Annotated in this window: 24 protein-coding genes and 1 pseudogene; 15 read left to right on the top strand and 10 right to left on the bottom strand. The window is 69.9% G+C overall.

Annotated features, from left to right (window positions below):
- Window positions 1-10 precede the first annotated feature (10 nt).
- The 4 genes from ACWIHT_RS11750 (at window position 11) to ACWIHT_RS11735 (ending at window position 6,058) form a co-directional block, all read left to right on the top strand.
- Entirely contained in the window at window positions 11-2,032 is a 2,022-nt protein-coding gene (locus ACWIHT_RS11750; protein WP_456166959.1) for an ATP-binding cassette domain-containing protein, read from the top strand.
- Between the two features lie 162 nt (window positions 2,033-2,194).
- Window positions 2,195-3,082 (top strand): FadR/GntR family transcriptional regulator, encoded by an 888-nt coding sequence (locus tag ACWIHT_RS11745; RefSeq protein WP_456166957.1) that lies wholly within the window; start codon window positions 2,195-2,197, stop codon window positions 3,080-3,082.
- 443 nt (window positions 3,083-3,525) lie between these two features.
- Window positions 3,526-5,067 (top strand): RNA polymerase sigma factor, encoded by a 1,542-nt coding sequence (locus ACWIHT_RS11740; protein ID WP_200709968.1) that lies wholly within the window; start codon window positions 3,526-3,528, stop codon window positions 5,065-5,067.
- A 133-nt stretch (window positions 5,068-5,200) separates the two neighbouring features.
- A complete protein-coding gene (locus tag ACWIHT_RS11735; RefSeq protein ID WP_456166955.1) occupies window positions 5,201-6,058 on the top strand; it encodes a serine protease in 858 nt (285 codons plus the stop codon).
- Between the two features lie 116 nt (window positions 6,059-6,174).
- Here ACWIHT_RS11735 and ACWIHT_RS11730 read toward each other — a convergent pair whose 3' ends face one another.
- Window positions 6,175-6,408: a DUF7455 domain-containing protein gene (locus ACWIHT_RS11730; RefSeq protein ID WP_019072919.1), complete on the bottom strand. Its 234-nt coding sequence runs from the start codon at window positions 6,406-6,408 to the stop codon at window positions 6,175-6,177.
- Between the two features lie 442 nt (window positions 6,409-6,850).
- Here ACWIHT_RS11730 and ACWIHT_RS11725 point away from each other — a divergent pair, with 442 nt between their 5' ends.
- The 6 genes from ACWIHT_RS11725 to ACWIHT_RS11700 all read left to right on the top strand — a co-directional run bounded on the left by ACWIHT_RS11725 (window position 6,851) and on the right by ACWIHT_RS11700 (window position 13,843).
- Window positions 6,851-8,971, top strand: coding sequence for a DNA gyrase/topoisomerase IV subunit B (locus ACWIHT_RS11725; RefSeq protein WP_456166953.1), 2,121 nt, complete (start codon window positions 6,851-6,853; stop codon window positions 8,969-8,971).
- 294 nt (window positions 8,972-9,265) lie between these two features.
- A complete protein-coding gene (locus ACWIHT_RS11720) occupies window positions 9,266-9,793 on the top strand; it encodes a DUF1453 domain-containing protein (RefSeq protein ID WP_456166951.1) in 528 nt (175 codons plus the stop codon).
- A complete protein-coding gene (locus ACWIHT_RS11715; RefSeq protein WP_456166949.1) occupies window positions 9,790-10,941 on the top strand; it encodes a histidine kinase in 1,152 nt (383 codons plus the stop codon). Before ACWIHT_RS11720 ends, ACWIHT_RS11715 begins: the two co-directional genes overlap by 4 nt.
- Complete coding sequence (locus tag ACWIHT_RS11710) at window positions 10,938-11,624, top strand: response regulator transcription factor (protein ID WP_456166947.1); 687 nt, start codon at window positions 10,938-10,940, stop codon at window positions 11,622-11,624. The genes ACWIHT_RS11715 and ACWIHT_RS11710 overlap by 4 nt, the downstream gene beginning before the upstream one ends.
- Before the next feature lie 69 nt (window positions 11,625-11,693).
- On the top strand, window positions 11,694-12,254 hold the full coding sequence (locus ACWIHT_RS11705; protein WP_456166945.1) for a DUF485 domain-containing protein: 561 nt from the start codon (window positions 11,694-11,696) through the stop codon (window positions 12,252-12,254).
- Entirely contained in the window at window positions 12,251-13,843 is a 1,593-nt protein-coding gene (locus ACWIHT_RS11700) for a solute symporter family protein (RefSeq protein ID WP_456166943.1), read from the top strand. Before ACWIHT_RS11705 ends, ACWIHT_RS11700 begins: the two co-directional genes overlap by 4 nt.
- A gap of 49 nt (window positions 13,844-13,892) precedes the next feature.
- Here ACWIHT_RS11700 and ACWIHT_RS11695 read toward each other — a convergent pair whose 3' ends face one another.
- A complete protein-coding gene (locus ACWIHT_RS11695; RefSeq protein WP_456166941.1) occupies window positions 13,893-14,585 on the bottom strand; it encodes a response regulator in 693 nt (230 codons plus the stop codon).
- Window positions 14,586-14,744: 159 nt separating this feature from the next.
- Here ACWIHT_RS11695 and ACWIHT_RS11690 point away from each other — a divergent pair, with 159 nt between their 5' ends.
- From ACWIHT_RS11690 to ACWIHT_RS11680, 3 genes are all read left to right on the top strand, one after another.
- Window positions 14,745-15,560, top strand: coding sequence for an ABC transporter ATP-binding protein (locus tag ACWIHT_RS11690; RefSeq protein WP_456166939.1), 816 nt, complete (start codon window positions 14,745-14,747; stop codon window positions 15,558-15,560).
- A complete protein-coding gene (locus ACWIHT_RS11685; protein WP_456166937.1) occupies window positions 15,550-16,428 on the top strand; it encodes an ABC transporter permease in 879 nt (292 codons plus the stop codon). Before ACWIHT_RS11690 ends, ACWIHT_RS11685 begins: the two co-directional genes overlap by 11 nt.
- 76 nt (window positions 16,429-16,504) lie before the next feature.
- Entirely contained in the window at window positions 16,505-17,566 is a 1,062-nt protein-coding gene (locus tag ACWIHT_RS11680) for an ABC transporter substrate-binding protein (protein ID WP_456166935.1), read from the top strand.
- Window positions 17,567-17,578: 12 nt separating this feature from the next.
- On the opposite strand, the gene ACWIHT_RS11675 is transcribed toward ACWIHT_RS11680, so the two are convergent.
- The 4 genes from ACWIHT_RS11675 to ACWIHT_RS11660 form a co-directional block, all read right to left on the bottom strand.
- The gene (locus ACWIHT_RS11675) at window positions 17,579-18,259 is read right to left on the bottom strand and encodes a response regulator (RefSeq protein WP_456166933.1); all 681 of its coding nucleotides are present in this window, start codon (window positions 18,257-18,259) and stop codon (window positions 17,579-17,581) included.
- The gene (locus ACWIHT_RS11670; protein WP_456166931.1) at window positions 18,256-19,926 is read right to left on the bottom strand and encodes an ATP-binding protein; all 1,671 of its coding nucleotides are present in this window, start codon (window positions 19,924-19,926) and stop codon (window positions 18,256-18,258) included. The genes ACWIHT_RS11675 and ACWIHT_RS11670 overlap by 4 nt, the downstream gene beginning before the upstream one ends.
- A gap of 130 nt (window positions 19,927-20,056) precedes the next feature.
- Window positions 20,057-20,995 carry a sucrase ferredoxin gene (locus ACWIHT_RS11665; protein ID WP_456166929.1) on the bottom strand — a complete coding sequence of 313 codons (939 nt, stop codon included), beginning with the start codon at window positions 20,993-20,995 and terminating at the stop codon, window positions 20,057-20,059.
- A 54-nt stretch (window positions 20,996-21,049) separates the two neighbouring features.
- Window positions 21,050-22,306 carry a citrate/2-methylcitrate synthase gene (locus ACWIHT_RS11660; RefSeq protein WP_456166927.1) on the bottom strand — a complete coding sequence of 419 codons (1,257 nt, stop codon included), beginning with the start codon at window positions 22,304-22,306 and terminating at the stop codon, window positions 21,050-21,052.
- 97 nt (window positions 22,307-22,403) lie between these two features.
- Here ACWIHT_RS11660 and ACWIHT_RS11655 point away from each other — a divergent pair, with 97 nt between their 5' ends.
- Entirely contained in the window at window positions 22,404-23,570 is a 1,167-nt protein-coding gene (locus ACWIHT_RS11655) for a citrate synthase/methylcitrate synthase (RefSeq protein WP_456166925.1), read from the top strand.
- A 7-nt stretch (window positions 23,571-23,577) separates the two neighbouring features.
- On the opposite strand, the pseudogene ACWIHT_RS11650 reads toward ACWIHT_RS11655, so the two are convergent.
- The 4 genes and pseudogenes from ACWIHT_RS11650 to ACWIHT_RS11635 form a co-directional block, all read right to left on the bottom strand.
- Window positions 23,578-23,790 (bottom strand): annotated as a pseudogene (locus tag ACWIHT_RS11650) (DUF6082 family protein); the annotation flags it as partial.
- Between the two features lie 375 nt (window positions 23,791-24,165).
- Window positions 24,166-24,453: a hypothetical protein gene (locus tag ACWIHT_RS11645; protein WP_456166923.1), complete on the bottom strand. Its 288-nt coding sequence runs from the start codon at window positions 24,451-24,453 to the stop codon at window positions 24,166-24,168.
- A 61-nt stretch (window positions 24,454-24,514) separates the two neighbouring features.
- Window positions 24,515-24,754, bottom strand: a complete 240-nt coding sequence (locus tag ACWIHT_RS11640) for a hypothetical protein (protein WP_456166921.1) — start codon at window positions 24,752-24,754, stop codon at window positions 24,515-24,517.
- 239 nt (window positions 24,755-24,993) lie between these two features.
- Window positions 24,994-25,554 (bottom strand): DUF6082 family protein, encoded by a 561-nt coding sequence (locus ACWIHT_RS11635; RefSeq protein WP_456166919.1) that lies wholly within the window; start codon window positions 25,552-25,554, stop codon window positions 24,994-24,996.
- A gap of 322 nt (window positions 25,555-25,876) precedes the next feature.
- Here ACWIHT_RS11635 and ACWIHT_RS11630 point away from each other — a divergent pair, with 322 nt between their 5' ends.
- The gene (locus ACWIHT_RS11630) at window positions 25,877-26,998 is read left to right on the top strand and encodes a CobW family GTP-binding protein (RefSeq protein WP_456166917.1); all 1,122 of its coding nucleotides are present in this window, start codon (window positions 25,877-25,879) and stop codon (window positions 26,996-26,998) included.
- Window positions 26,999-27,000: the final 2 nt, after the last annotated feature.

Below are 27,000 nucleotides of genomic sequence, written 5' to 3'. Positions count from 1 at the left end.
CTTGCTGTGGGTGATCCAGGCCTTCGGACTGACCAGCAACGCCCGCAAGGAGCATCCCCCCGCCATCGACGACGTCTCCTTCGAGGCCCGTGCGGGCAGTGTCACCGCACTCCTCGGAGCACCTGGCGCGGGGAAGACGACCGCGCTCAGGCTCATGCTAGAGCTGCAACAGGGGCGTGGAATCAGCTACTTCAGGGGCCGCCCCCTGCATCGCATCGCCCACCCGTCGCGCGAGGTCGGCGTGCTCCTGGGCGACGTGCCGGGACATCCGGCCCGCTCGGTCCGCGGCCACCTGCGGATGCTGTGCGCCGCGGCGGGTGTTCCGGCCCGGCGGGCCGACGAGGTCCTCGAAGTGGTCGGCCTCGTCAGCCTGCGCGACGAACGTCTCGGCAGCCTCGCCCGCGGCATGGACCGCCGCCTGGGCCTCGCCTGCGCCCTGTTGTCCGACCCGCACACGCTGGTGCTGGACGAACCCGCGGACGCGCTCTCCGCCCGCGAGAGCCGCTGGCTGTACGGCATGCTGCGCGCGCACGCCGCCCAGGGCGGCACGGTCCTGTTCAGCACGGCCGAACCCAAGGAGGCCGCCCGCAGCGCCGACCGGGTCGTCACCCTCGAACAGGGCAGACTCGTCGCCGACCAGGAGGCGGGAGACTTCGCCCGCACCCGGCTGCGCCCCCGCGTCGCCGTCCGCACCCCGCACGCCGCCCGCCTCGCCGCCCTCCTCACCAAGGAGGCCCGCACCGCCCACCGCTCGGTCGAGGTCGTACGGGAGGACGGCAACCGCCTTTCCGTGTACGGCAGTACGTGCGCCGACGTCGGCGAGACGGCGTTCCGGCACGACATCCTCGTACACCAACTCGCCGACGAGATCGGCGACATGGGGCCCGGAGCCGGAACGTCCCTCCAGGGCGAGCCGGAAACCGGAGGCGAGCCGCGCGTGCCCGCCCCCTCGGGGGAGCGCTCGGAGGTCGCCGAAGAACCGGAACCTGTCGCACAACCCCACCCGCCGTACGAGACTCAGGCAACTGTCGTCAGTCCCCTGCGGGACACCGCCGTTGACCCCGAGGCTCAGCCGACCACCACAAGCCCCCCTGCGACACGCAGTCCGCGCGCACCCAGTCCCGTCCCCTCCCGGTTGGTGCCTCTCATCGACCCCGAAGAGGCGACCGGCACCCTTCCCCGCGCGCGTGCCTCGCGCCCTTCGCGAGCCGCCACCCTCGACACCCTGTCCCCGCTGCCGCCCCCCATCTCCGTCCGCTCCGCCCCCAGTCCGCTGCGTCCGCTCCGCTACGAGCTGCGCCGGGCCACTGGCATCGGCACCGGGTTCCTGACCGGGGCCGCCGTACTCGTCGTGTCCGCTCTCACCGCACTGCTGTTGGCCCGCATCGGGCACACCCCGCAGGGGCGCCTGCTGGCCGCCTGGCCACGGGAACTGCCGCTGCCGCCCGCGGCGCTCGGCGCGGGACTGCTCGGGGCGTTCGCCTTCGGCGACGAGTTCCGGCACCCTGCCCTGGCGGCGGACCGCGGCACCGTGCCCCGGCGGATGGGGCTGCTCCTCGCGAAGCTCCTCGTCTCCGCGGCCACCGCGCTGCTGCTGGGCTTCCTCACGGTGGGCTGCGACGCCGAAGTGCTCTATCTCGTATACGGACGGGAGCTCGCGCAGGTTCCCGCCGACTGGCTTTCGACGAGCGCGAGTTGGGTCGGCCTCGTCGTCGGGTGCGCCTGGGCCGGAGTGCTGGCCGCGGGCATCTTCCGGTCCACCACGGCCGGGCTCGCCGCGGTGGTCGCCGTACCGATTCTCGTCGTACCCCTCGTGCACAAGGCGCTGGAGGGGACCGCCGTGCGGGCCGCGGCAGGCTTTCCCCTTCGGTTGCGGAAGGTGTTCCTGCTGCAGTGGCCCTTCGGGGGTGAGCGGTATCTGTCCGCTGCGGCGCGCGGGGTCGTCCAACCCGTGGGCGGGGCACTGGCGTTGTCGCTGACCGCGCTGCTCTGCGCGTATCTGCTCACGACCCTGCGTAGCAGGGTCCGATGACGACCGTGCGCACCCTTCGGGTCCCGCTCTGCGCACAACTCCCCGGAGAAAGCCCATTTCTTTCCGATAAGGCGTCAATTGCGACGGGGTGAGCGATCACCCTTTCGTGTGCTTTTCACCAAAGACCTCAAGGGAGTTGGAGCCAGCGCCGACAAAGGATCCGTGAGTACCCTTGCGCACACCATGATGACCGCCGCCCGCTCCGCAGACTCCGGTCTCGCCGGCCCGGGCGAACTCGACCGCTACCCCTATACCGAGGCGCCCGTCACCGAGCGCCTCGGAGCCCCTTCCTGGGACGGTTCCGACCCCGAGCTGGGCCGCGTGGGCCGTCGTGCCACAGGCAGCCGCGGACGCGGACTGCACGGCCAACTCGTCCAGCAGCTGGGCCAGATGATCGTTTCCGGCGACCTGGGCGCCGACCGCCCGCTGGTGCCCGAGGAGATCGGCCAGCGTTTCGAGGTCTCCCGCACCGTCGTCCGTGAGTCGCTGCGCGTCCTGGAGGCCAAGGGCCTGGTCAGCGCCCGCCCGAACGTCGGCACGCGCGTGCGTCCCGTCAGTGACTGGAACCTCCTCGACCCGGACATCATCGAGTGGCGCGCCTTCGGCCCGCAGCGCGACAACCAGCGCCGCGAGCTGAGCGAGCTGCGCTGGACGATCGAGCCGCTCGCCGCGCGCCTCGCCGCCGGGCACGGGCGCGAGGATGTCCAGCAGCGCCTCTCCGACATGGTCGAGATCATGGGGCACGCCATGGCGCAGGGCGACGCCCTGACCTTCTCCCGCGCGGACGCCGAGTTCCACTCGCTGCTCATCCAGGTCGCGGGCAACCGCATGCTGGAGCACCTTTCCGGGATCGTCTCCTCGGCCCTCCAGGTCTCCGGCGGCCCGGTCACGGGCTGTGACCGCCCGACCGAGGCGTCCCTGGCGCACCACGCCCGGATCGTCGACGCCCTCGCCGCGGGCGACGGTGCGGCGGCCGAGGCGGCCATGCGGCAGCTGCTCATCGTGCACCCCGAGGTGGAGCGCGTGGTGCCCGCCCCGCGCGAACACTGACGCGCGCGTGCTGGTCGGCGCGGCCGAGGTGCGCCGCGCTCCCGTGGCGAAGCCCGACCCGGTCGCCGTCTCCCGCCGGACCCCGCAGGATCCTCCAGGGAACCGGCGGGGTCCGGCGGTGCGACGGGGGCCGTATCTCCTTGAGTTCTCCTTGAGAAGTGCCTCTCCCGGCCCTGGGTGACCTCCTCTGCCCGTGTCTGACCGTTTTTGAACGCTTACGGGGTGTGACTCGGGCCACGCAGATTGGGCGTAACGCTCGCGGGAACTGCGCGATGACCTAAGAGGTGACAGCCGCGGAAGGGAATACGGACGCCGTTCAAGGCGCTGTGATTCTTCCCGGCCCCAGCCCGCGCCGTCGGCCCATCCCCAAGTCGGCGGTCGTCGGCTCCTGTCCGTACCGGACGGGGCCGGAAGCCGTTTTCCATCGTTCCGAGAGGTTGTTCGTGTCGGCCAGCACATCCCGTACGCTCCCGCCGGAGATCGCCGAGTCCGTCTCTGTCATGGCGCTCATCGAGCGGGGAAAGGCTGAGGGGCAGATCGCCGGCGATGACGTGCGTCGGGCCTTCGAAGCTGACCAGATTCCGGCCACTCAGTGGAAGAACGTACTGCGCAGCCTCAATCAGATCCTTGAGGAAGAGGGTGTGACGCTGATGGTCAGTGCCGCGGAGCCCAAGCGCACCCGAAAGAGCGTCGCAGCGAAGAGTCCGGCCAAGCGCACCGCCACCAAGACGGTCGCCGCGAAGACGGTGACCGCCAAGAAGGCCACCGCCACCGCGACTCCGGCGGCGCCCCTCGCCGACGCTCCCGCCGAGGACGACGCCCAGCGGGCCGCTGCCAAGAAGGCGGCGCCCGCCAAGAAGGCGGTCGCCAAGAAGGTCGCCGCCAAGAAGACGACTGCCGCGGCGGCCAAGAAGACCAGCGCCAAGAAGGACGACGCCGAGCTCGTCGACGACGAGGCAGCCGAGGAGACCCCCGGCAAGACCGGGGACGAGCCCGAGGGCGCCGAGAGCGCCGGCTTCGTACTCTCCGACGAGGACGAGGACGACGCGCCCGCGCAGCAGGTCGCCGCTGCCGGTGCCACCGCCGACCCAGTCAAGGACTACCTCAAGCAGATCGGCAAGGTCCCCCTCCTCAACGCCGAGCAGGAGGTCGAGCTCGCCAAGCGCATTGAGGCAGGTCTGTTCGCCGAGGACAAGCTGGCCAACGCGGACAAGCTCGCCCCCAAGCTCAAGCGCGAGCTGGAGATCATCGCCGAGGACGGCCGCCGCGCCAAGAACCACCTCCTGGAGGCCAACCTCCGTCTGGTGGTCTCCCTGGCCAAGCGCTACACCGGCCGCGGCATGCTCTTCCTGGACCTCATCCAGGAGGGCAACCTCGGTCTCATCCGCGCGGTCGAGAAGTTCGACTACACCAAGGGCTACAAGTTCTCCACGTACGCCACCTGGTGGATCCGTCAGGCGATCACCCGCGCGATGGCCGACCAGGCCCGCACCATCCGTATCCCGGTGCACATGGTCGAGGTCATCAACAAGCTCGCGCGCGTGCAGCGCCAGATGCTCCAGGACCTGGGCCGCGAGCCCACCCCGGAGGAGCTGGCCAAGGAACTCGACATGACCCCGGAGAAGGTCATCGAGGTCCAGAAGTACGGCCGCGAGCCCATCTCCCTGCACACCCCCCTGGGCGAGGACGGCGACAGCGAGTTCGGTGACCTCATCGAGGACTCCGAGGCCGTCGTCCCGGCCGACGCGGTCAGCTTCACGCTCCTCCAGGAGCAGCTGCACTCCGTCCTGGACACCCTGTCCGAGCGCGAGGCCGGTGTGGTCTCGATGCGCTTCGGTCTCACCGACGGTCAGCCGAAGACACTCGACGAGATCGGCAAGGTGTACGGGGTCACCCGTGAGCGCATCCGCCAGATCGAGTCCAAGACCATGTCGAAGCTGCGCCACCCGTCGCGTTCGCAGGTGCTCCGCGACTACCTCGACTAGGCCGTAGTCGTACGACACGGAAGGCCCGGTCTCCCCTCGGGGAGCCGGGCCTTCGTGCTGGGCCGCGGGTGCGCCGCGCGGCACGCTGGATCACTCTGGGTCTCCGATGACCATCCCAGAGTGAGGAACGTGCATGCGTCGTCCCTTTGCCCGGGCGCTGACCCGGCCGCTGCTCCTGGCGGCTGCCGCGTCCGCCATACCGCTGGTCTCCGCGGCCCCTGTGGCCGCCGACAGCATCGTCGTCGGCGGGTTCCCGGTCGATGTCTCCGAGAGCCCGTGGACGGTGGCGCTGTCCAGTCGTGACCGGTTCGGGGGTACCCGGGCGGGGCAGTTCTGCGGAGGCGTCGCCGTGAGCCGGACCACCGTGCTGACCGCGGCCCACTGCATGGGCGACGACGTCCTCGGTGCGCCGCCGAACCGCGCGGGCGACCTCAAGGTCCTCGCGGGCCGTACGGACCTGCTCTCGGGCAGCGGCCAGGCGATCGCCGTACGGGACGTGTGGGTCAACCCGGCCTACGACACCACCAGCAATGCCGGCGACTTCGCCGTGCTCACCCTCGCCGAACCGCTGCCCCAGAGCTCGGTCGTCGGGATGGCGGCGGCGGGTGACAGCGCCTACCGGCCGGGCACGGCCGCCACGGTCTACGGCTGGGGCGATCTCAGCGGCGGCGGCGACTACGCGGGCAGCCTGCACGCCGCGCGCGTGCACGTGCTGCCCGACGCCCGCTGCGAGGAGGCGTACCCGGGCGGTGCCGACGGCACCTACCTCCCCGGGTCCATGCTGTGCGCCGGAGAGCCTCAGGGAGGCCGTGACGCCTGTCAGGGGGACAGCGGGGGGCCGTTGGTCGCGCAGGGCCGGCTGATCGGGCTGGTGTCCTGGGGGAGCGGGTGCGGGCGGGCCGGGAGCCCCGGCGTCTACACACGGGTGTCCGACGTCCTGCGGACACTCGGCCGCCACCGCGGCGCACCGGGGCCGCACAAGGGCGTCTGACGGCCCCTGAGGGGCCTCCGCGGATACGAGGACGGGCGGCCCCGCTCCTGTGGTTCAGGAGCGGGGCCGCCCGTCGCCGGCCTGTGCCGGTGCTGGCTCGTCGTGGACGCGAAGTGTCAGCGCTCTTCTTCAGGAGTGCTTGCTGCGGGAGCGGCGGTCAGTCGCTCCGACTCGTCCTGTATCTCAGCGGCGATCTTCTTGAGTTCCGGCTCGAACTTGCGGCCGTGGTGGGCGCAGAAGAGCAGTTCTCCGCCGCTGAGCAGGACGACGCGCAGGTATGCCTGGGCGCCGCAGCGGTCGCAGCGATCGGCGGCCGTCAGCGGGCTCGCGGGGGTCAGAACAGTAGTCACGTCGCCTCTTCTCTAGCTCGACGAGCTGTCGTACCAGGGTCAACATCCAACCAGCCCGAAAACGTTCCCGCTCTGGGCTTTTCCTCGAAAAATTCTTCCGGGGCTGCTGTCTGCTGCCGGTTGGCGGCGAATGTGCCGTATTGCGTGTCTATGTGTCTGTACGGGTTCGCGCTGTGGGTCAGGGGTCTGTCCTCCCGGCTGGGTTGCCGGTTGTTCATGAGGACGTGCCCGGAGCCTAAATGGTTCATGCCCCGAAGGGAACGTGATATGTACTTCACTCCATCGAGGGATCGAACAGGTATACGACCCTGGACTAGTGTGAGGAGGAGACGAGGGTGGCGTTACAACGGCTCTACCAGGCCTCGGTACCCTCTGAGCGGCAACCGAAGCCGAGCCCTTACCCAAAAGGGCCTCATCTGAAATTCAGCGAGGAGCGAACCGCGTGACCGCCGAAACGTCCGTGCCGTCGACAGCGCTGCTGGCAGGAGCAGACCGGGACGGTTCCAACTACACCGCGCGGCACCTGCTCGTCCTTGAGGGGCTAGAGGCCGTACGCAAGCGCCCGGGCATGTACATCGGGTCGACCGACAGCCGTGGCCTGATGCACTGCCTGTGGGAGATCATCGACAACTCCGTGGACGAGGCCCTGGGGGGCTACTGCGACCACATCGAGGTGATCCTGCACGACGACGCCTCGGTGGAGGTCCGGGACAACGGCCGGGGCATCCCGGTCGACGTCGAGCCCAAGACCGGCCTCTCCGGTGTCGAGGTCGTCATGACCAAGCTGCACGCCGGCGGCAAGTTCGGCGGCGGCTCGTACGCCGCCTCCGGTGGTCTGCACGGCGTGGGCGCCTCCGTGGTGAACGCGCTGTCCGCGCGGCTCGACGTCGAGGTGGACCGCAATAGCAGCGTCCACGCCATCAGCTTCCGGCGCGGTGTGCCCGGCTCCTTCGCCACCGCCGGTCCCGACGGGGCCTTCGAGCCCGGTGGCATGCGCAAGACCAAGCGGATCCCCAAGACCCGCACCGGCACGCGCGTGCGCTACTGGGCCGATCGCCAGATCTTCCTCAAGGACGCCAAGCTCTCCCTGGAGAACCTGCACCAGCGGGCCCGCCAGACCGCGTTCCTGGTGCCCGGGCTGACCATCGTCGTCCGCGACGAGTACGGCCTCGGCGAGGGCGGCAGCAAGGGCGAGGAGTCCTTCCGCTTCGACGGCGGCATCAGCGAGTTCTGCGAGTACCTGGCGAGCGACAAGCCGGTCTGCGACGTCCTCCGCCTGTCGGGTCAGGGCATCTTCAAGGAGACGGTGCCCGTCCTGGACGACCACGGCCAGATGACACCCACCGAGGTCACCCGCGAACTCGGCGTCGACATCGCGCTGCGCTGGGGAACCGGCTACGACACGAACCTCAAGTCGTTCGTCAACATCATCGCGACCCCCAAGGGCGGCACCCACGTCGCCGGCTTCGAGCAGGCCATCGTCAAGACGATGAACGAGGTGGCGCGGGCCAAGAAGCTGCTGCGCGTCGCCGAGGACGACGTCGTCAAGGACGACGCCCTGGAGGGCCTCACCGCGGTCGTCACCGTCCGGCTCGCCGAACCCCAGTTCGAGGGCCAGACCAAGGAGGTGCTCGGTACGTCGGCGGCCCGCCGCATCGTCACCAACGTGGTCACCAAGGAGTTCAAGGACTTCCTGACCTCGACGAAGCGCGACGCGGCGGCCCAGGCCCGCGTGGTCATGGAGAAGGCCGTCGCCGCGGCCCGTACGCGTATCGCGGCCCGGCAGCACAAGGACGCTCAGCGCCGCAAGACGGCCCTGGAGACCTCCTCGCTGCCCGCCAAGCTCGCCGACTGCCGCAGCGACGACGTCGAGCGCAGCGAGCTGTTCATCGTCGAGGGAGACTCCGCGCTCGGTACCGCCAAGCTCGCCCGGAACTCCGAGTTCCAGGCGCTGCTGCCGATCCGAGGCAAGATCCTCAACGTCCAGAAGTCGTCGGTCACCGACATGCTGAAGAACGTCGAGTGCGGCGCCATCATCCAGGTCATAGGAGCGGGATCGGGCCGAACCTTCGACCTCGACGCGGCCCGCTACGGCAAGATCATCATGATGACCGACGCCGATGTGGACGGCTCCCACATCCGCTGTCTGCTCCTGACCCTGTTCCAGCGCTACATGCGGCCCATGGTCGAGGCCGGCCGGGTGTTCGCCGCGGTGCCGCCGCTGCATCGCGTCGAGCTCGTCCAGCCCAAGAAGGGCCAGGACAAGTACGTCTACACGTACTCGGACCGCGAGCTGCGCGAAAAGCTCCTGGAGTTCCAGAGCAAGGGCGTCCGGTACAAGGACTCCATCCAGCGCTACAAGGGTCTCGGTGAGATGGACGCCGACCAGCTGGCCGAGACGACGATGGACCCCCGCCACCGCACCCTGCGCCGGATCAACCTCTCCGACCTGGACGCGGCCGAGCAGGTCTTCGATCTGCTGATGGGCAACGACGTGGCACCGCGCAAGGAGTTCATCTCCAGCTCGGCCGCGACACTGGACCGGTCGCGGATCGACGCGTGACCGCAGACGTCTGACGGCGGACGTCTGATCGCAGACGCGTAGCCGCTGACGCGTGACCGACGGCGCCGGGCATCGGCTCCGGTCCCGCTCCGCGCCCGTTCCGGGCCCGGAACCGAGGCACCGGCCGATGCCCGGCGCCGTCGGTCCGCTCCACCCGTGGGTGGAGGTCGGCGCGGTCGCCGGATCCACCCACGATCCACCCTGGCGCCGATCTGCCGACCGACGGATTTCCGTAGCTTCGAAGACGTCGGTAGCGCTCGCCGCCGACATCCCCTTCCGCTCACGGAGGCTCTGATGTCCGGGCTCGTCAACGCGTTGGTGATCGTGGCCGTCGCCGCCCTGGTGATCGTGCGACAGTTCAGCGCTCGCCAGATCGGCACCGACCGGCGCTGGTGGCTCCTCCCCGCGATCCTCGCCGTCGTCGCCCTCCGCGAGCCCGACGTACTCGACGCGCACCACCACACCGAGTCGGCCCTCCTGCTCGGCGTCGAACTGCTCGTCGCGCTGGCCACCGGAGCAGGCTGGGCCTGGACCACACGCCTGTGGACCGAGACGGACGGTTCCGTGTGGAGCAAGAGCACCAAGGCGAGCGGGGGCGTCTGGATCGTCGGCATAGCCCTGCGAGTCGGCCTCATCGCCCTGGGCGCGCTGATCGGCGTGCACCCGAACACCTCCGCCGCCCTCATGCTCGGTCTCGCGGCGACGCTGCTGGTCCGCGCCGGCGTCATGACCTGGCGGGCCCAGTCCTTCACCGGGACGGCCGGATCCGCCCCGGCGTACGGTTCGGGCATGGCGCAGCCCGCCCGGAAGGAGCGCGCGTGACGGAGAACGCGTGGACGCGCTGGCCCTCGCGGGAGGCGCTGAGCCGAGCGGGAGTCTCACGGCCCCGGCGCCTGCTCGCCTGGGCCGTCCGGCTGCTGGTGATCGGCGTGCTCCTGTGGGGCGCCTACACCGGCCACCACCCCCACGGTTGGGCCCTCGCCGGCGGCATCGCCGGAATCCTCGTGACCGCAGCCCTCGCCTGGGGCTTCTGGCGCACCACCCTCGCCCACAGACTCTGGCCGTCGCTGGCACTCATCGCCGCGCTCCTCGGGATCGCCATAGCGGGACAGGCGGCCGACTTCACGGTCCCGGCCCTCGTCGTCTGGTGCGGCTGCGCGGTCAGCTCGCTGGAGCGGCTGCCCATCGCGGTCGCCCTGCCCGTGACATCGGTCTCCCTCGCGATCTTCGCCGCGGTCAACAACGACGTATGGCTGACCACTGCGGTCACGACGGCCGGACTGGGCCTCGCCGGCTACACACTCCGCCTCGACGCCGAGGCCCGGGGCAACGCCCAGCGACTGCTCACCCAGGAACGCATGGCCCGCGCGGCCGAGGCGGAGACCGCCGCGCTGGCGGAGCGGGCTCGCATAGCCCGGGAGATCCACGACGTGCTGGCCCACAGCCTGTCCGCCCAACTCGTGCACCTGGAAGCGGCCCGGCTGCTGATCGAGCGGGGCGCCGACCGGGAGACGATTCTCGAACGGGTCGTGGCGGCCCGGGGCATGGCCCGCGAAGGCCTCGCCGAGACCCGGCAGGCCCTGTCCGCGCTGCGCGGCGAGATGACCCCGCTGGAGGACTTCCTGACGGAGATCGTCGCTACGACCGCCGGTGCGGAGGTCACCGTTACGGGTGACCGGCGGCAGCTCTCGGCCGAGGCCTCGCAGGCCGTGCGCAGGGTCGCCCAGGAGGCTCTGACGAACGTCCGCAAGCATGCCCCGGGCGCCAAGGTGCGGCTTCGGCTGGAGTACGGCGAGCACGAAGTGCGGTTGGACGTACGAGACTCGGGCGGTTCGCCCGGTGAACTGACCGGTGCGGGAGGTGGGTACGGTCTGCTGGGCATGCGGGAACGCGCCGAGTTGCTGGGCGGTTCGCTGCGGGCCGAGCCGGAGGAGGAGGGATTCGTGGTGACGCTGAAGGTGCCCGCATGACGGAGGACGCCGCGAGGAAGCCCGCGCGGGTCGTGGTCGCGGACGACCAGACCGTCGTACGGGAAGGCATCGTCATGCTGCTGGGACTGCTGCCCGGGATCGAGGTCGTCGGCGCCGCGGCCGACGGGGACGAGGCCGTGCAACTCGTCGCCGAACTCGCCCCGGACGTGGTCCTGATGGACCTGCGCATGCCCCGCTGCGACGGTGTCGAGGCGACCCGGCGGATCCGTGCCGAGCATCCCGGAACGCAGGTCGTGGTGCTCACGACCTTCGCGGACGACGCCTCACTCTTCCCGGCGCTGCGCGCGGGGGCACGCGGCTACCTCACCAAGGACGCGGGCGGCGACGAGATCGTACGGGCCGTGGAGAGCGTACTCTCCGGGGACGCGGGCCTGTCGCCGAGCATCCAACGGCGGCTGCTGGAACGCCTGTCGGACCCCGAGCCGCAGCCGTCACCGGGTCCCGCCGAGCCGCCGGACGGGCTCACCGCGCGAGAGGCCGAGGTACTGGTGCTGATCGCCGAGGGCCTGACCAACCAGGAGATCGCCCGCACACTGCATGTCTCCACGGCGACCGTGAAGACCCACATCAACAACCTGTTCGCCAAGACGGGACTCAAGGACCGTGCGCAGGCGGTGCGTTACGCCTACGGGAAGGGACTGGTGCGGCCACCAGCGGGTTGAGTCACCTGATGGGGTGAAGACCCCGGAGAAGAAGAGTCGGGGATCTTCCCGTTCTGTCCATCCTTGGGCATGCAGTCAAGCAACGGTCGTCCCCGCGGTGGTGCGAGTGGTCACGAGGGGCCGGCCGAGAACCACGAAGGTCATGACCCGACCCCCGCCGAGGCATCCGGAAAGGTGAGGTACCACGACCCGTGGTACGACGCACTCGCGTCCGGCTGGGGCGAGTTGGATGGTACGGGGGTACCCACCTCCGAGGTGCCGGCCGCACGCAGGGAGGGCGAGGAACCGGCGCTGCGGGCCGGGGACGTGTATCTCGAAGTGCAGCGCAGTGCGGCCTTCCAGGAGGTGCGCAGCCGGTATCTGAGGTTCGTGGTGCCGGGCATGATCGTCTTCTTCGCCTGGTATGTGGCGTACGTGGTGGCCGCGACGACCGCGCCCGGACTGATGGCCCGGCCCGTGGCGGGCGCCGTGAACGTGGGGATGGTCGCGGGGCTCGGGCAGTTCGTCACCACGTTCCTGCTGACCTGGGCGTACGCCCGCCACGCGCGGCTGCGCAGGGACCGGGCCGCGCTCGAACTCCGGTGGGACACCCAGGAACTGACGCGTGGTGTACGAGGCGGTGTTTTGTGACCGGCAATCATCAGACGCTGGCGTTGCTGCTGTTCAGCGGGTTCGTCGCCGTCACCCTGGGGATCACGACCTGGGTGAGTCGCAACCGGCACGGTTCGGCGGAGGAGTTCTACGCGGGCGGTCGGCTCTTCTCCCCGATGGAGAATGGTTTTGCCATCGCGGGTGACTACATGTCGGCCGCCTCCTTCCTCGGCGTCACCGGGCTGATCGCGCTGTACGGCTACGACGGCATGCTCTACGTGGTGGGGTTCTTCGTCGCCTGGCTCGTGGTGCTGTTCCTGGTCGCCGAACTGGTGCGCAACTGCGGGCGGTTCACGCTCGCCGACGTGATCGCCGCGCGGATGAACGAGCGGCCCGTGCGGATCGCGGCGGGAACTTCCTCGGTCACCGTGTCCGTTCTGTATCTGGTGGCACAGATGGTGGGCGCGGGCAGCCTGGTGTCGCTGCTGCTGGGCGGGACCAGCCCGGCCGCGCGGGCGTGGACCGTCATCGGCGTCGGCGCGCTCATGGTGATCTATGTGTCGTTGGGAGGGATGCGGGCCACCACCTGGATCCAGATCGTCAAGGCGGTCCTGCTGCTGTGCAGCACCGTCGCGCTGACGGTGCTGGTGCTACTGCGCTTCCATGGAAACGTCGACCAGTTGCTGCTCAGCGCGGCCGACCGCAGCGGTCACGGCCTGGCGTTCCTGGCGCCGGGGCTCAAGTACGGCGGGGACTGGACCGCGCGGTTCGACTTCATCAGCCTCGGCCTGGCGCTCGTGCTGGGGACGGCCGGACTGCCGCACATCCTGTCCCGCTTCTACACCGTGCCGACCGCGCGGGCCGCTCGTCGTTCGGTGATCTGGTCGATCGGGCTCGTCGGCGGCTTCTACCTGATGATGATCGTGCTCGGCTTCGCCGCGGCCGCCGTCGTCGGACCGGAGGCCCTCAAGAAGTCGAACGCGGCGGGGAACACCGCCGTCCCGCTGTTGGCGCTGGACCTGGGCGGCGGCGCCAACTCCACAGGCGGCACAGTCCTGTTCGCGATCGTCGCCGCCGTGGCCTTCGCCACCATCCTCGCGGTGGTGGCCGGGATCACGCTGGCCTCCTCGGCTTCCGTGGCCCACGACCTCTACGCGTCGCTGCGACGCAGACGCGCCAAGCCGTACAGCGAGGTCGCGGTGGCGCGGACGGCGGCCGTCGGCATCGGTGTGATCGCGATCGCGCTGGGCCTGCTCGCCAGGGATCTCAACGTCGCCTTCCTGGTGGGCCTCGCCTTCGCCGTCGCCGCCTCCGCGAACCTCCCGGTGCTGCTCTACTCCCTCTTCTGGCGCGGCTTCACCACACGCGGCGCCGTCTGGGCCGTATACGGCGGGCTGATCCCCGCGCTGGCGCTCGTCCTGCTCTCGCCGGTCGTGTCGGGCAGCCCCGAATCACTGTTCCCGGGCATCGACTTCCAGTTCTTCCCGCTCCAGAACCCCGGCCTCGTCTCGATCCCGCTGGGCTTCCTGGCCGGCTGGCTCGGCACGGTCACCTCGCCGGAGGTCCCGGACGAGGCCAAACACGCGGAGACCGAGGTACGGGCACTGACGGGGGCGGGGGCCGTGTAGCCGGGGCGCCCGTCGCCGTCGTACGGACGCGGCTGCCGACCCCACGCCGCTACGGCGCCACCCAGGCGTAGCGGTGTTCGGGGCGGCCCGTGTCGCCGTACTTGAGGGAGAGGCGGAGGCGGCCGGCCTGTTCCAGGTGGCGGAGGTAGCGCTGCGCCGTGGAGCGGCTCAGGCCGGTTTCGGCGGCGACCTCGTGGGCCGAGAGCGGATGGCCGGCGCGGTGCAGCACGCCGCAGATCAGGTCGGTGGTCGGTTCCGACTGGCCGCTCGGCAGGCCGGGGGAGGCCGGTGCGGTGGTCGTGCGCAGGGCGCCGAAGATGCGGTCGACCTGCTCCTGGCCGGCGATCCCGCGCCCGCCGACGCGGTCGACGGTGCGGCGCAGGGCGGCGTACGAGTCCAGGCGGGTGCGCAGAGCGGCGAAGGTGAACGGCTTGACCAGGTAGTGCAGGGCGCCCAGGCGCATCGCCCGCTGCACGGTGGTCACATCACTGGCCGCCGTGATCATGATGACGTCGGTCGTGTGGCCCTGTTGCCGCATGCGGTGGACGAGTTCGAGACCCGTCTGGTCGGGCAGGTAGTGGTCGAGCAGCACCAGGTCGATGGTCCCGCGTTCCACGGTGGCCAGCGCCTGCGCAGCGCTGTGTGCGCGGGCGGCGACCCGGAAACCGGGAACCTTTCCCACGTACTTGGCGTTGATCTCGGCGACGCGGAAGTCGTCGTCCACGACCATGACGTCAATCATTGGGCCTCTTTCCTCAAGGCCAGGCGAGCGTTAAGCCCGTGTTTCGGCTCCGCAGTTGTAGCGCGAGCAAAACGAGCACAACAGGCTCTTGCGAGCAAAAGAACGGCTTGCGCCCAGAAGACTCCTGTTGTGGTCCGGGCCACATCTACGGTCCCGGCCATGAGCGCAGACACCAGCCCCGCCATCGAGCTGCGGGGCGCGAGCAAGACCTTCAGGACCCCGTCGGGGGGTCTGCACACGGCCGTACGGGGGCTTGATCTCACCGTAGGGCGTGGCGAGTTCGTGGCGGTCGTCGGCCCCACGGGCTGCGGCAAGTCGACCACGCTGACCCTCGTCAGCGGGCTGGAAGAGCCCTCCGAGGGCGATGTGCTGGTGGCCGGGGAGCCCGTCTCCGGCGTCGGCGACAAGGTCGGTTTCGTCTTCCAGCAGGACGCCACCTTCCCCTGGCGCACGGTCCTCTCCAACGTCATGGCGGGCCCGCGCTTCCGGGGCGTACCGAAGGCGGAGGCCAGGGCGAAGGCGCGTGAGTGGCTGGCCCGGGTCGGGCTCTCCGCCTTCGAGGACCGCTATCCGCACCAGCTCTCCGGCGGTATGCGCAAGCGGGTCGCGCTCGCCGCGACCTTCGTCAACGACCCCGAGATCCTGCTGATGGACGAGCCGTTCTCGGCGCTCGACGTGCAGACCAGGGCGCTGATGTCGGACGAGCTCCTGGAGCTGTGGGAGGGCACCGGCGCCTCTGTCGTCTTCGTCACCCACGACCTGGAGGAGTCCATCGCGCTGGCCGACAGGGTCGTCGTGATGACCGCCGGGCCGGCCACCGTGAAGCAGGTCTTCGACATCGACCTGCCGCGGCCCCGCAAGGTCGAATCGGTGCGCCTGGAGCCGCGGTTCATCGAGATCTACCGCGAGATCTGGGAGTCCCTCGGCGAAGAGGTCCGCATCACGCGCGAGAGGGGTGCGGCCAATGTCGCCTGAGGTCATGCCCGAGGACCGGGTCGTGCCGACCGCGGTCGAGCCCGGCGGCAAGACGGACCGCGCCCATTCACGCGCGCGTGCCGCCCGTAAACGCAAGCTCGGTGTCGGGGCGGCGAGAGCGCTGCTCCTGGTCGCCGTTCTCGGTCTGTGGGAGGTGCTCGCCCGGGCCAAGGTCATCGATCCGTTCAACTTCTCGATGCCGTCGAAGATCTGGGACCAGATCTACACCTGGGTGATGCACGGGACCGCGCTCGGCTCCCTGGGGGAGCAGATCTGGTTCACGCTCCAGGAGGCGTTGCTGGGCTGGATCATCGGTGTCATCGCCGGTGTGGTGTTCGGTATCGCTCTGGGGCGGATCACCTTGCTCGCCGACATCCTTGGTCCATACATCAAGGTGCTCAACTCCATACCCAGGATCGTCCTCGCCCCGATCTTCGTGATCTGGTTCGGGCTCGGACCGGCCTCCAAGGTCGCGTCGGCTGTCGTGCTTGTCTTCTTCCCGGTGTTCTTCAACGCCTTCCAGGGCGCCCGCGAGGTCGACCGCAACCTGGTCGCCAACGCCCGCATCCTCGGCGCCAGCGACCGCAGGGTGACCCTCCAGGTGGTCATCCCGTCCGCGACCTCCTGGATCTTCACCAGCCTCCACGTCAGCTTCGGCTTCGCCCTCATCGGCGCCATCGTCGGCGAGTACATCGGCGCGACCAAGGGCATCGGCCTGCTCGTCGCGCAGTCCCAGGGCACCTTCAACGCGGCCGGTGTGTACGCCGCGATGGTGATCCTCGCGGTCGTCGCCCTCGTCGCCGAGGGGCTGCTCACCTTCGCCGAGAACCGCATCTTCCGCTGGAAGCCGTCGGGCTCCGACAGCTGAACTGCCCCTCCCGGGGCCCCTGTTGAAGCGCCCCCTTCCCTCCCCGCAACACACCCTCACAAGGACGTGAACCGCCATGCGCAAGACCGCCAGATACGCCGCCCTGGCCGCCTCGGGCCTGCTCGCCCTCTCCACGCTCACCGCCTGCGCCAACGACGCGGCCAGCACCGCCTCCTCCGGCTCCGGCGCCAAGGGCGACGGCAAGGGCGAGAAGGTCAAGATCATGGTCGGGGGCCTGGACAAGGTCATCTACCTGCCCGCGATGCTCACCCAGAGGCTCGGCTACTTCGACGCCGAGGGCCTCGACGTCGAACTGCTGAGCGAACCGGCCGGCGTCCAGGCCGAGACCGCGCTCGTCTCCGGCCAGGTCCAGGGAGCCGTCGGCTTCTACGACCACACGCTCGACCTCCAGGTCAAGGGAAAGTCGGTCGAGTCCGTGGTGCAGTTCTCGCAGGCGCCCGGCGAGGTGGAGGTCGTGTCCACCAAGGCGGCCGGGAAGGTCAAGTCGGCCAAGGACTTCAAGGGCAAGAAACTCGGAGTGACGGGCCTCGGCTCCTCCACCGACTTCCTCACCAAGTACCTCGCCGTCAAGAACGGCGTCAATGTCAGCGAGTTCACCCCGGTCGCCGTGGGCGCGGGACCGACCTTCGTCGCCGCGCTCCAACAGGGCTCCATCGACGCGGGCATGACGACCGACCCGACCGTCGCGACGATCCTCGACAAGAAGGCCGGCACGATCCTCGTCGACATGCGGACGCCCGAGGGATCGCAGGCGGCGCTCGGTGGGCCGTACCCGTCGTCAAGTCTGTACATGCAGACGGACTGGGTGAACAGCCACAAGTCAACTGTGCAGAAGATGGTCAATGCATTTGTCAAGACGCTCAAGTGGATGTCCACCCACAGCGCCACCGAGATCGCCGACAAGATGCCCGCCGACTACTCCCAGGGCAACAAGACCCTCTACGCCACCGCGATCAAGAGCACGCTGCCGATGTTCACCAAGGACGGCGTGATGCCGGCCAACGGTCCGGAGACCGTAGAGAAGGTCCTCAAGGCGTTCAACCCCACCATCAAGAACGCCGACGTCGACCTCGACAAGACGTACACGACCGAGTTCGTGAAGAACGCGACCGACTGACCGGCCGCGCCCTCAGACGCGGGTCGCCCACACGTAACGGTGTTCCGGGCGGCCCGCGTCGCCGTATTTGAGCGTCAGCCTGGCCCGTCCGGTGCGTTCCAGGAGCTTCAGATAGCGCTGGGCGGTCTGCCGGCTCACCCCGGTGCGGTCGGCGATCTCCTGGGCGGACAGGGGGCCTTCGGCGTTCATCAGGGACTGGCGCACGAGTTCCGCGGTGGTGGGGGAGTGCCCTTTCGGCAGCCCGGGCTCCGACGGCGTGGACAGGGCGCCGAAGATACGGTCCACCTCGGCCTGTTCGGCCTCGCCACCGCCGTCGAGGGTGCGGCGCAGTTCCGCGTACGCCTCCAGCTTGGCCCGCAGACCCGCGAAGGCGAACGGCTTCACCAGGTACTGCAACGCGCCCTGCCGCATCGCCGCCTGTACGGTCGTCACGTCCCGGGCCGCCGTCACCATGATCACGTCGGTCTGGTGGCCGCGTCGGCGCATCTCCTGAACGACCGCGAGCCCCGTGTCGTCGGGCAGATAGTGGTCCAGCAGCACCAGGTCGAGGCGGGGCAGCGTCTCCAACTGGCGCAGTGCGTCGGCCGCGTTGTGGGCCTCGCCGGCCACGCGGAAGCCGGGCACCTTCTCGACGTAGGCGGCGTTGACCTGTGCGACCCGGGTGTCGTCGTCGACGACCAGGACCTCGATCATCGGGAGTCCTCCTCGGTGACGGTCTCCCCGGGGACGGTGAGAGCCGGTTCCAGGTCCGGTTCGGCCAGCGCCTCGGGCAGCACGACCACGAACTCCGCGCCCCCGCCGAACGCCTCCGTCACCACCGCGCTGCCGCCCTGCCGTTCGGCGAGCCGACGCACCAGGGAGAGGCCGATTCCGCGTTTGCCGTGGGCCGGGGGTTTCTTCGTGGACCACCCCTCCGTGAAGATCAACTCCCGTTGTTCCACCGGGATTCCGGGCCCCGTGTCCCGCACCCGGAGCACCGCCGTCCGCCCTTCCGTCCGCAATTCGACCTCCACGCGCGCGTGCGGTGTGCCTCCTACGGCGTCGAGCGCGTTGTCCACCAGGTTGCCGACCACCGTGACCAGCCCGCGCGGGTCGATCAGGCGGTCGGGCAGCCAGGTCCGGTCGGAGATCCACAGGGCGACGGCCCGCTCGGCCGCGACGGTCGCTTTGCCCACCAACAGGGCGGCGAGCAGGGGGTCCTGGATTTTCTCGGTGACCTGTTCGGCGGTGGCCCGGTGATCGCCGACCACCTCCCCTACGAAGTCCACGGCGTCGTCGTACATCTCCAGTTCGAGCAGCCCCAGGAGGGTGTGCATCCGGTTGGCGTGCTCGTGGTCCTGGGCGCGCAGGGCGTCGATCAGGCCGTGCGTCGAGTCCAACTCCCGCCCGAGCTGCTCCAGTTCGGTGCGGTCGCGCAGGGTGGCGACGGCGCCCCCGTCGTCGGTGGGCATCCGGTTGGTGACCAGGACCCGCTGGCCCCGGACGGCGAGCAGGTCGGTGCCGGTGACCCGGCCGGCCAGGACGTCGGTCGTACGGCCCTCGCCGAGCGCCTCGTCCAGGGACCGGCCGACCGCCTCGTCACCGATGCCCAGCAGCCGCCGCGCCTCGTCGTTCAGGAGCCGTATGCGGCCCGTACGGTCCAGGGCGACGACGCCCTCCCGGATGCCGTGCAGCATCGCCTCGCGCTCCGAGAGCAGCGCCGAGATGTCCGAGAAGGCAAGATCCCGGGTCTGCCGCTGGACCCTCCGGGAGATCAGCCAGGCCGCCAGCGCGCCGACGGCGAGAGCGCCCCCGGCGTACGCCAGCAGCCCGGGGATCGCGCCGATCAACTGTGCGCGCACGCCGTCGTACTTGATGCCCACGGAGACGGCTCCGATGATCGTGCCGTCGGCGTCGCGCATGGGCACCTTGCCGCGGGCCGAGCGGCCCAGGGTGCCCTTGTCGATCTCCTTGACCTCCTGACCGGCCAGCGGCTGACCGGGAGAGGTCGAGACGAACCGGCCGATCTCGCTCGGAGTCGTGTGCGACCAGCGCACGCCCCGCCAGTCCATCACCACCACGTACTCGGCCTTGGTGGCCTTCCGGATCCGCTCCGCCTCCTTCTGCACGGGCCCGTCCGCGCGCGGAGGGGTGTTCTGGAGGTCCTTGATGATCTGCGGCTGCTGCGCGGTGGTCTCGGCGATGGCCAGGGCGCGGTTCATCGCCTCCTGGTCCAGCTGCTTGCTCAGCGGTGCGAGGAACAGCCCGGTCGCCAGGACCGCGACTCCCGCGGCGATCGCCAGCTGCATCAGCAGCACCTGCGAGAACGCCCGCCGCGGCAGCCCGAGGCGACGGCGGCGTGCGAGAGGGGTGGGGCTCATACCCACGAAGGTACGTGCCGGGACAGGGCCCGCCCCAGGGGTGTGGTGCGGATCTCTTGACCAATCCTTGGGGAAAGCGGCCTACAGGAGAGGACGATTTCGCCAGGAAGCGGGTCAGATGCCGGGCGAGTCAGCCCGCCAGGGCCGTCGTCAGCTCACGCACCGCCACCACGTCCATCCGCGCCGGCGCACCGAGGACCGACGCCCCGCAGCTTTCCGGCCGGGGCGGCAGCGAGGCACCCTGGGCGACGATCACGCGCCAGTGGCGTCCGTCCCTGTGCGCGACCGTCACCTCCCAGCGGGGTGCGCCGCCGTCCGTCCGTACGACGTTCAGCGCGTCCGTCGCGTACTCGCGCGTCGCCGTCCGCACGGCCAGCTCCGCCGCCTGTCCAGGCCGCTCCCAGGCCGAACCACCCCGGCAGCCCTCGACGACCACGCGGCCCTCCTGGACCCCCTGGAGGATCTCCTTGACGGTGTGGGCCCCGACGCGCCCGTACGCGTAGCCGTACGGCAGGACGAGCACCGTGGGCGAGAAGCGATGGCCGCCCAGATGGGTGACCTCCCAGGCGCCCTCGACCCCAGAGGCGGCGAGTTCGGCGGCCAGCGGACGGCCCAGGAGCGCGCAGCAGCGGTCGCGCTTGCCGTTGGTGCAGACGAGCGCGAGCGGATCACCGGTGTGGGCCCGCCCGCCGAGCGCCGAGCCGAACGAGTGCGGGTCACCCGCACCGAGGGCCGCGAAGTCGAGGCCGAGCAGCTGCCGCGGGTCGGTCGTCGTGGCGCTCCGCAGCCACGCGTTTCCGGGAACGGTGTGGGCCGCGTACACCTGGCGTACCCGTGAGGACGCCGGGTCGGCGTGCCGCCCGGGACGCCGGATGAGCGCGATCCGTACGCCCGTGTCCGCGGCCGCCGTTTCCAGGGCACGCCCGAGCGCGGGGTCCAGGTGGCTCGAAGTGAGCGCTTTGGCACCCCAAGGACCGGGCTGTTCCAGCAGCAGCCACGTCGTCGCCGTGGCCGCGGTTCCGGAAATGGGCTCGTCGAGGTCCCGAGAGACGGTCGCGCACGTACTCACAGAGGTGAGCCTAACCTGACTTGGCCCGGGGCGACTTCCGGCCGCGCTCGTGTCCTACTCCGGTAGTGGTTGAGGCGGTTTCGGGCCGACGTAGTGACCGCTGGGCCGCATCCGCAGCGGGCGCTCGCCGTACTCCTCCAGGGCGTGCGCGATCCAGCCCGCGGTCCGGGCGACCGCGAAGATCGTCTCGCCCGCCGTGGAGGGCATCCCGGAGGAGACGGTGAGGACGGCGAGCGCCAGGTCGACATTGGCGTGCAGCGGGGTATGGCGGGCCGTGGTGGCGACGATGTCACGGGCCGCGGCGAGGGCGGGCCCGGCGTCGGGAACGTCCTTCAGGAGGGCGAACAGGGCACGCGCGCGTGGGTCCTCGCCCGGGTAGAGCCGGTGGCCGAGTCCGGGGATACGGCGGCCCGCCCGCAGTTCGTCGGCGACCACGGGGGCGGCGCTGCCCTGGTCGAGGACGTCGAGCAGCATCCGGTGCGCCAGACCGCTGGCCGCTCCGTGCAGGGGGCCTTCGAGGACGCCCAGGCCGGAGGAGACGGCCGCGTAGGCGTGCGCGCGGGCCGAGGCGGCGACCCGCACCGCGAGGGTGGACGCGGCCAGGTCGTGGTCGACGAGCAGGCCAAGTGCCGTGTCCAGGACGCGCAGTGACGCCTCGTCAGCGGACTGTCCGCTCAGCCGCGCCCACAGGCGGTGGGCGAGCGGACCCTCGTCGCGATGGGCGCGCCGCATCGGCGGCAGGGCGGCGACGAGGGTGGGGATGAGGGTGCGTGCCGTGCCGAGCACGGCGTCCTCGGACAGGTCGAAGCGCAGCGGGTCCGCGGTCGCCGCCGCGATGGCCGCGACCCGCAACCGGTCGGTGGGGCCCGCGTGTTCGGGCAGCGCGTCGACGGCGCGGCGGGCGACGGCGACGCTCGCCCTGGGCGCGGTGAACGTGATCCCAGGACGCAACTCGCCGGTCCACAGCCACTCGGCGATCTCTTCGTAGGAGTGGCGCGCGGCCAGCCGGGTCGCGTCGACGCCCCTGAAAAAGTACCGGTCCTTCTCGATGAGCGTGATCCGGGTCCGTACGGACAACTCGCCCCCTGAACCCGAACTCCCGCTGCTCTCCCGCCTGTTGCGCAGGGCGAGCGCCTCCACCTCCTTGGCGTCGAAGGTGCTGCCCCGGCCGCCGGGCTCGCGTCTGCTGCCCAGCTGTCCGCGACTCACGTACGCGTACACGGTCTCGGGCTTCACGCCGAGCAGCTCGGCGGTCTCCTTGGTGCTCAGCCGTCGCTCGGGGTGACCGGGAGCGGGTTCTTGATCGCGCATGGAGGTCACCGTATCCACTTCTCATTACATTGATTCAATCAATATTGACAGAGATTGAGTCAACCATGGACATTGAAATCAAGTCCAGGGAGGAAACATGTCCATCAACAGGGCCGCTGCCACTCGTATCGAGGTTCCGCGAGGACTCGCGGGCGTCGTCGTCACCGACACCCGAATCGGTGACGTCCGGGGGACCGAGGGCTTCTACCACTACCGCCATTACTCCGCCGTCGAGCTCGCGCGGACCCGCGGCTTCGAGGACGTCTGGCATCTCCTGGCCAACGGCGAACTGCCGGACGCCGAACAGAGCGCCGCCTTCGCCGCCGAGACCGCGGCGCTGCGCAGGCTGCCCGACGAGGTGCGGGCCGCACTGCCCGCCGTGGCGGCGGCGAGCGGAACGTCCGGGCCGCTGTCCGGCATGCGTACGGCGCTGTCGCTGCTCGGTGCCGCGAAGGGCTTCCAGCCGGTGTACGACATCGACGCCGACGCGCGGCGCGCGGACGCCCTCGTGGCCTCCGCCGCCGTACCGACGCTGCTGACCGCGTTGTACCGGCTGGGCCGGGGTCTCGACCCCGTGGAGCCGCGTGAGGACCTCTCCTACGCGGCCAACTACCTCTACATGTTGACGGGTTCGGAGCCGGACAAGCAGCAGGCGAGGGCGATCGAGCAATACTTGATCTCAACCATTGACCACGGATTCAATGCGTCAACCTTCACCGCGCGGGTCATCGCGTCGACCGGGGCCGATGTGGCGGCCTGCCTGGTCGGAGCCGTGGGGGCGCTCTCGGGCCCGCTGCACGGCGGTGCGCCCAGTCGCGCCCTGGACACCCTGGACGCGATCGGCACCCCGGACCGTATCGACCCCTGGATCCGTGAACGCGTCCTCGCCGGCGACCGCATCATGGGCTTCGGCCACGCGATCTACCGCACGGAGGACCCGCGCTCCCGGATGCTGCGCGAGGTCGCCCAGCAGTTCGGCGGACCTCGGGTCGAGTTCGCGGTCGAGGTCGAACGCCAGGTGGAGGCGATCCTCGCCGAACTCAAGCCGGGCCGCGAACTCCACACGAACGTCGAGTTCTACGCGGGGCTGGTGATGGAACTCTGCGGTCTGCCACGGGAGATGTTCACGCCCACGTTCGCTGCCGCGCGGGTGGTGGGGTGGGGCGCGAACGTGGTGGAGCAGGCGGAGGACTCGAAGATCATCCGGCCGGTGGCACGGTACGTGGGGCTGGAGGCGCCGGTGGCAGTGCCGTCACTGGGGTGACAGAGCCTCACGGGGCGGGCGGTGGAGGCGCGCCAGGCCGGTGTGCCTCCTGGATCGTCGCCTCGAAGATCCGGTACAGCCGCCCCTCGTCGCTGTCCGGCGGCAGTACTTCCTTCGCGCCGCGCGACGCCTCCCAGTAGCGCGCGAACGCGGGGCTTCGTGCCGGCGAACGATCCGTGCGATCAACTCCTCCTCGCTGATGCCTCCCCGCTTGAAGACCAGCAAGTAGTGACTGAAGGCCAGATTGGTGAACAGGTTCTGCCGGAGTCTCCGCGGGGACTCACCGGGAAAGTCGTTTCAGACCTCGGCCGGGGCGGGATCGTCCATCGCCATCTGCGTCAGTTGCACGTGAAGGCCGCGCAGGTCGACTTCCGCGCTCCGGCGCAACTGCTCGCGGGAGGCCTCACCCCGCCGAAGCAGCCGCTCACCACGACGGAGACGGCGCCGACCAGGACGGCACCGCTGAGCGTGAGGGCGCCCCACGCGCCTCCCCCGAGTCTGCGGAGTTCTTCCCGGGGCCCACCGGAGGAAACGGCACCGCAAGCCGCGGCATGACGAATGCCCCCACCGGATCTCCGGTGGGGGCATTCGCCGGTCAGCTGTCGGGAATCTGGGGCCTGGCGCGGATCGGGGTCCCGCGGTCGACGACCACGACGATCTCCGACGGGGTCGGTCTCCGCATCTCCGGATGGTCCCTTCGGATCTCCGCGGTCCGCTCTGTGCCGATCACCGCGTAGTGGCCGTCACGAAGTTCGAAGACGTCAGGACAGTTCGCGCCGCACGTGCTGCCCCGAGCCTGCGGCGGCACGCCGATGCGTCGACTTATGCGGAGGTGCGGGTCGGACCATCGGCAGGCGGTCTTGCGGCCGAGGTGGACGGTCATCCTGCTTCCCTTCGGTTGGTGTCGAGTCAACAGGGAACGATGGGAAGGGAATCGCAGGCGATCACGCCTCCGGGATGTCGCCCTTGGCCTTGACGAGTGTGTCCCGGGTGATGACGACGATTCGTTCATAGGGGGCTCGCGATGCGTCGGCGGGGAGCTGACTGTCGAGCTTGTCCGTCTCGTCCCTGCCGATCACCGCGAAGTTTCCGTCGGCCAATTCGAAGATGTCAGGGCAGTTGCCCCCGCCCCCGCTCCCTCGGGCGCTGGGAGGTACACCGATCCGACGGATGATCTGACTCACTGTTGGTTCCTTCTGGTCTCACGTCTGAAGAGTCTGCGCACAACGACTGCGGGGTGAAGGCGGTGCCCTGTGGGGTGCGCGCGTCATCCGGCGGCGTGAGCGACGTCTTGTGGAGTCGTTCAACGCGATCGAGCGTGAGTCAACCCCAGCGACGTCTGGGACAACTGGGGACTTGATCCGTTCGTTATGGCCCGAGGGTGTGATTCGCGGGCGAGCGCCGTCCGGAAAGCCAGTGCTCCTCAGTCGCCGGGCGGATCCCCCACGACCCACCAGTCGTCGTTGTCGGCCTCTTCCAGCTGTCGCAGAAGTTCGTCGACCATCCGTCCGAGTTCGGCCTCGTCGGAGCCCTCGGCGAGGGTCGCTCGCTGTCCTTGAGTCGCGTTCCAGTACTCCCTGACCACGGGATTCTGCACAAGGCCACGAACGAAGCCGAAGAACTCGTCACGGCTGATGTTCCCGATGCGGTAGGAGAGCAGCAGGTTGGTGTACAGCGCGTTGGCGAAGAGGTATTGACGCCGTTTCTGCTGGGACGTCGGCACTTCGAAGATGTCCAGCACCTCGGCCAGTTCCGGGCTGTCTATCGCCTTGCTCAGCAGTTCCCAGTGCAGACGCTGCTGGGTGGCGAGATTGGCGTTGCGATGGCCGTTGGCGACCTGTTCCTCCAGCCGGTCGAGGCGGGTGCGCAGTGCGCGGAGCGTGCGGTGTTGCGCGGCCAGGACGGTGACAGCTCCTGTCACCAGGCCGAGGCCGGCTGCCAGAGGTGTCGCGAACCCCCGCATGCCGCGCTTCCGTGTGGCCATGTCAACCCCCGAATCAGGCGGCCGTCCGCCGGTTCGTCGGGTGCGGGTTGATGAAGACGGGGACCGGCGAGCGATGGGCGGCGCTTGCCGTCTCCCAGAGTGCCGAGCGGCTCTGATCGGCAGGGAGGCGGAGAGGAGGCGCACGGAGGGAAGCGAGGGTCGCACGAACCGGCGCCTTCTCCAACGTGTGCCCCGCGAGGAGTGCTAACAATCGTTCACTCCGCGGCGATTCCTCCGGCTCGTATCCTGGGGCGGCATTCAACCTCCGTACGTGCGCCCGACCGCGATCCGGTGCACGCGTCGGCGTGAAAGAGGTCGCACGTTGAGCCCGCAGAACCCGAGCGCACACCCGAGCCCGAGCGAGAGCGGGGCGCCGGTTCCAAGTCCCCCGCAGATCCCCGTCGTCGTACTCGCCGGATTCCTCGGCTCCGGCAAGACCACCCTGCTCAACCACCTCCTGCACCGCAGCGGAGGCAGCCGTATCGGCGCCATCGTCAACGACTTCGGGGCGATCGAGATCGACGCGCTGGCCGTGGCCGGGGCTCTCGGCGACTCGACCGTCTCGCTCGGCAACGGGTGCCTGTGCTGTGCCGTCGACGCCAGTGAACTCGACGTCTACCTGGAGCGGCTCGCCCGCCCCGCCACCGGCATCGACGTCATCGTCATCGAGGCCAGCGGACTCGCCGAACCGGAGGAACTGGTGCGCATGCTGCTCGCCAGCGAACACCCGGGGATCGTCTACGGCGGACTCGTCGAGGTCGTCGACGCCGCCGAGTTCGACGACACGCGCACGAAGCACCCCGAGATCGACAGGCATCTCTCCCTCGCCGACCTGGTCGTCGTCAACAAGCTCGACCGCGCGGTCGACGCCCCGCGCGTCCTCGGACTCGTCCGCTCCCTCACCGACCGGGCCGCCGTGGTACCCGCCACCTACGGCCGTGTCGACCCGGAGTTCCTCTTCGACTGCAGGCCCAGCGAGGAGCGCGTCGGGCAGCTGACCTTCGACGACCTGCACGAGCACACCGCCGACGAGCACGGGCACGCGGACCATCTGCACAGCGCCTACGACAGCCTCTCCTTCGCCTCCGACGTGCCCATGGACCCACGCGCGCTGATGACGTTCCTGGACAGCAGGCCCGAGGGGCTCTACCGCATCAAGGGGTACGTCGACTTCGGCGCCCACGATCCCCGCAACCGGTACGCCGTGCACGCCGTAGGACGGTTCCTGCGGTTCTATCCCGAGCCCTGGGCGAACGGGGACGCCCGGCTGACGCAGCTCGTGCTGATCGGCAGCGGTCTCGAACCAACCGCGCTCGGCAAGGAGTTGGAGGCGTGCAAGGACGGCGACGCCCCACACGCCGACGAGCACGGCATGTGGGGCGTCCTGCGCTACGTACAAGAACCGGACCAGGAACCGGAGTTCGAGCCGGAGCCGCAAGCCTGACG

It is taken from the genome of Streptomyces sp. NPDC002276 (assembly GCF_053891435.1).
The sequence above is the reverse complement of the archived record's forward strand: the minus strand, read 5'-3'. Positions and strand labels throughout refer to the sequence as shown.

Coding starts and splice junctions, on each gene's coding strand:
- ACWIHT_RS11735 (WP_456166955.1), top strand. CDS start 5,201: ATGCGTCGTCCCTTTGCCCGGGCGCTGACCCGGCCGCTGCTCCTGGCG.
- ACWIHT_RS11720 (WP_456166951.1), top strand. CDS start 9,266: ATGTCCGGGCTCGTCAACGCGTTGGTGATCGTGGCCGTCGCCGCCCTG.
- ACWIHT_RS11710 (WP_456166947.1), top strand. CDS start 10,938: ATGACGGAGGACGCCGCGAGGAAGCCCGCGCGGGTCGTGGTCGCGGAC.
- ACWIHT_RS11705 (WP_456166945.1), top strand. CDS start 11,694: ATGCAGTCAAGCAACGGTCGTCCCCGCGGTGGTGCGAGTGGTCACGAG.
- ACWIHT_RS11695 (WP_456166941.1), bottom strand. CDS start 14,585: ATGATTGACGTCATGGTCGTGGACGACGACTTCCGCGTCGCCGAGATC.
- ACWIHT_RS11690 (WP_456166939.1), top strand. CDS start 14,745: ATGAGCGCAGACACCAGCCCCGCCATCGAGCTGCGGGGCGCGAGCAAG.
- ACWIHT_RS11685 (WP_456166937.1), top strand. CDS start 15,550: ATGTCGCCTGAGGTCATGCCCGAGGACCGGGTCGTGCCGACCGCGGTC.
- ACWIHT_RS11680 (WP_456166935.1), top strand. CDS start 16,505: ATGCGCAAGACCGCCAGATACGCCGCCCTGGCCGCCTCGGGCCTGCTC.
- ACWIHT_RS11675 (WP_456166933.1), bottom strand. CDS start 18,259: ATGATCGAGGTCCTGGTCGTCGACGACGACACCCGGGTCGCACAGGTC.
- ACWIHT_RS11670 (WP_456166931.1), bottom strand. CDS start 19,926: ATGAGCCCCACCCCTCTCGCACGCCGCCGTCGCCTCGGGCTGCCGCGG.
- ACWIHT_RS11660 (WP_456166927.1), bottom strand. CDS start 22,306: ATGCGCGATCAAGAACCCGCTCCCGGTCACCCCGAGCGACGGCTGAGC.
- ACWIHT_RS11655 (WP_456166925.1), top strand. CDS start 22,404: ATGTCCATCAACAGGGCCGCTGCCACTCGTATCGAGGTTCCGCGAGGA.
- ACWIHT_RS11645 (WP_456166923.1), bottom strand. CDS start 24,453: ATGACCGTCCACCTCGGCCGCAAGACCGCCTGCCGATGGTCCGACCCG.
- ACWIHT_RS11635 (WP_456166919.1), bottom strand. CDS start 25,554: ATGGCCACACGGAAGCGCGGCATGCGGGGGTTCGCGACACCTCTGGCA.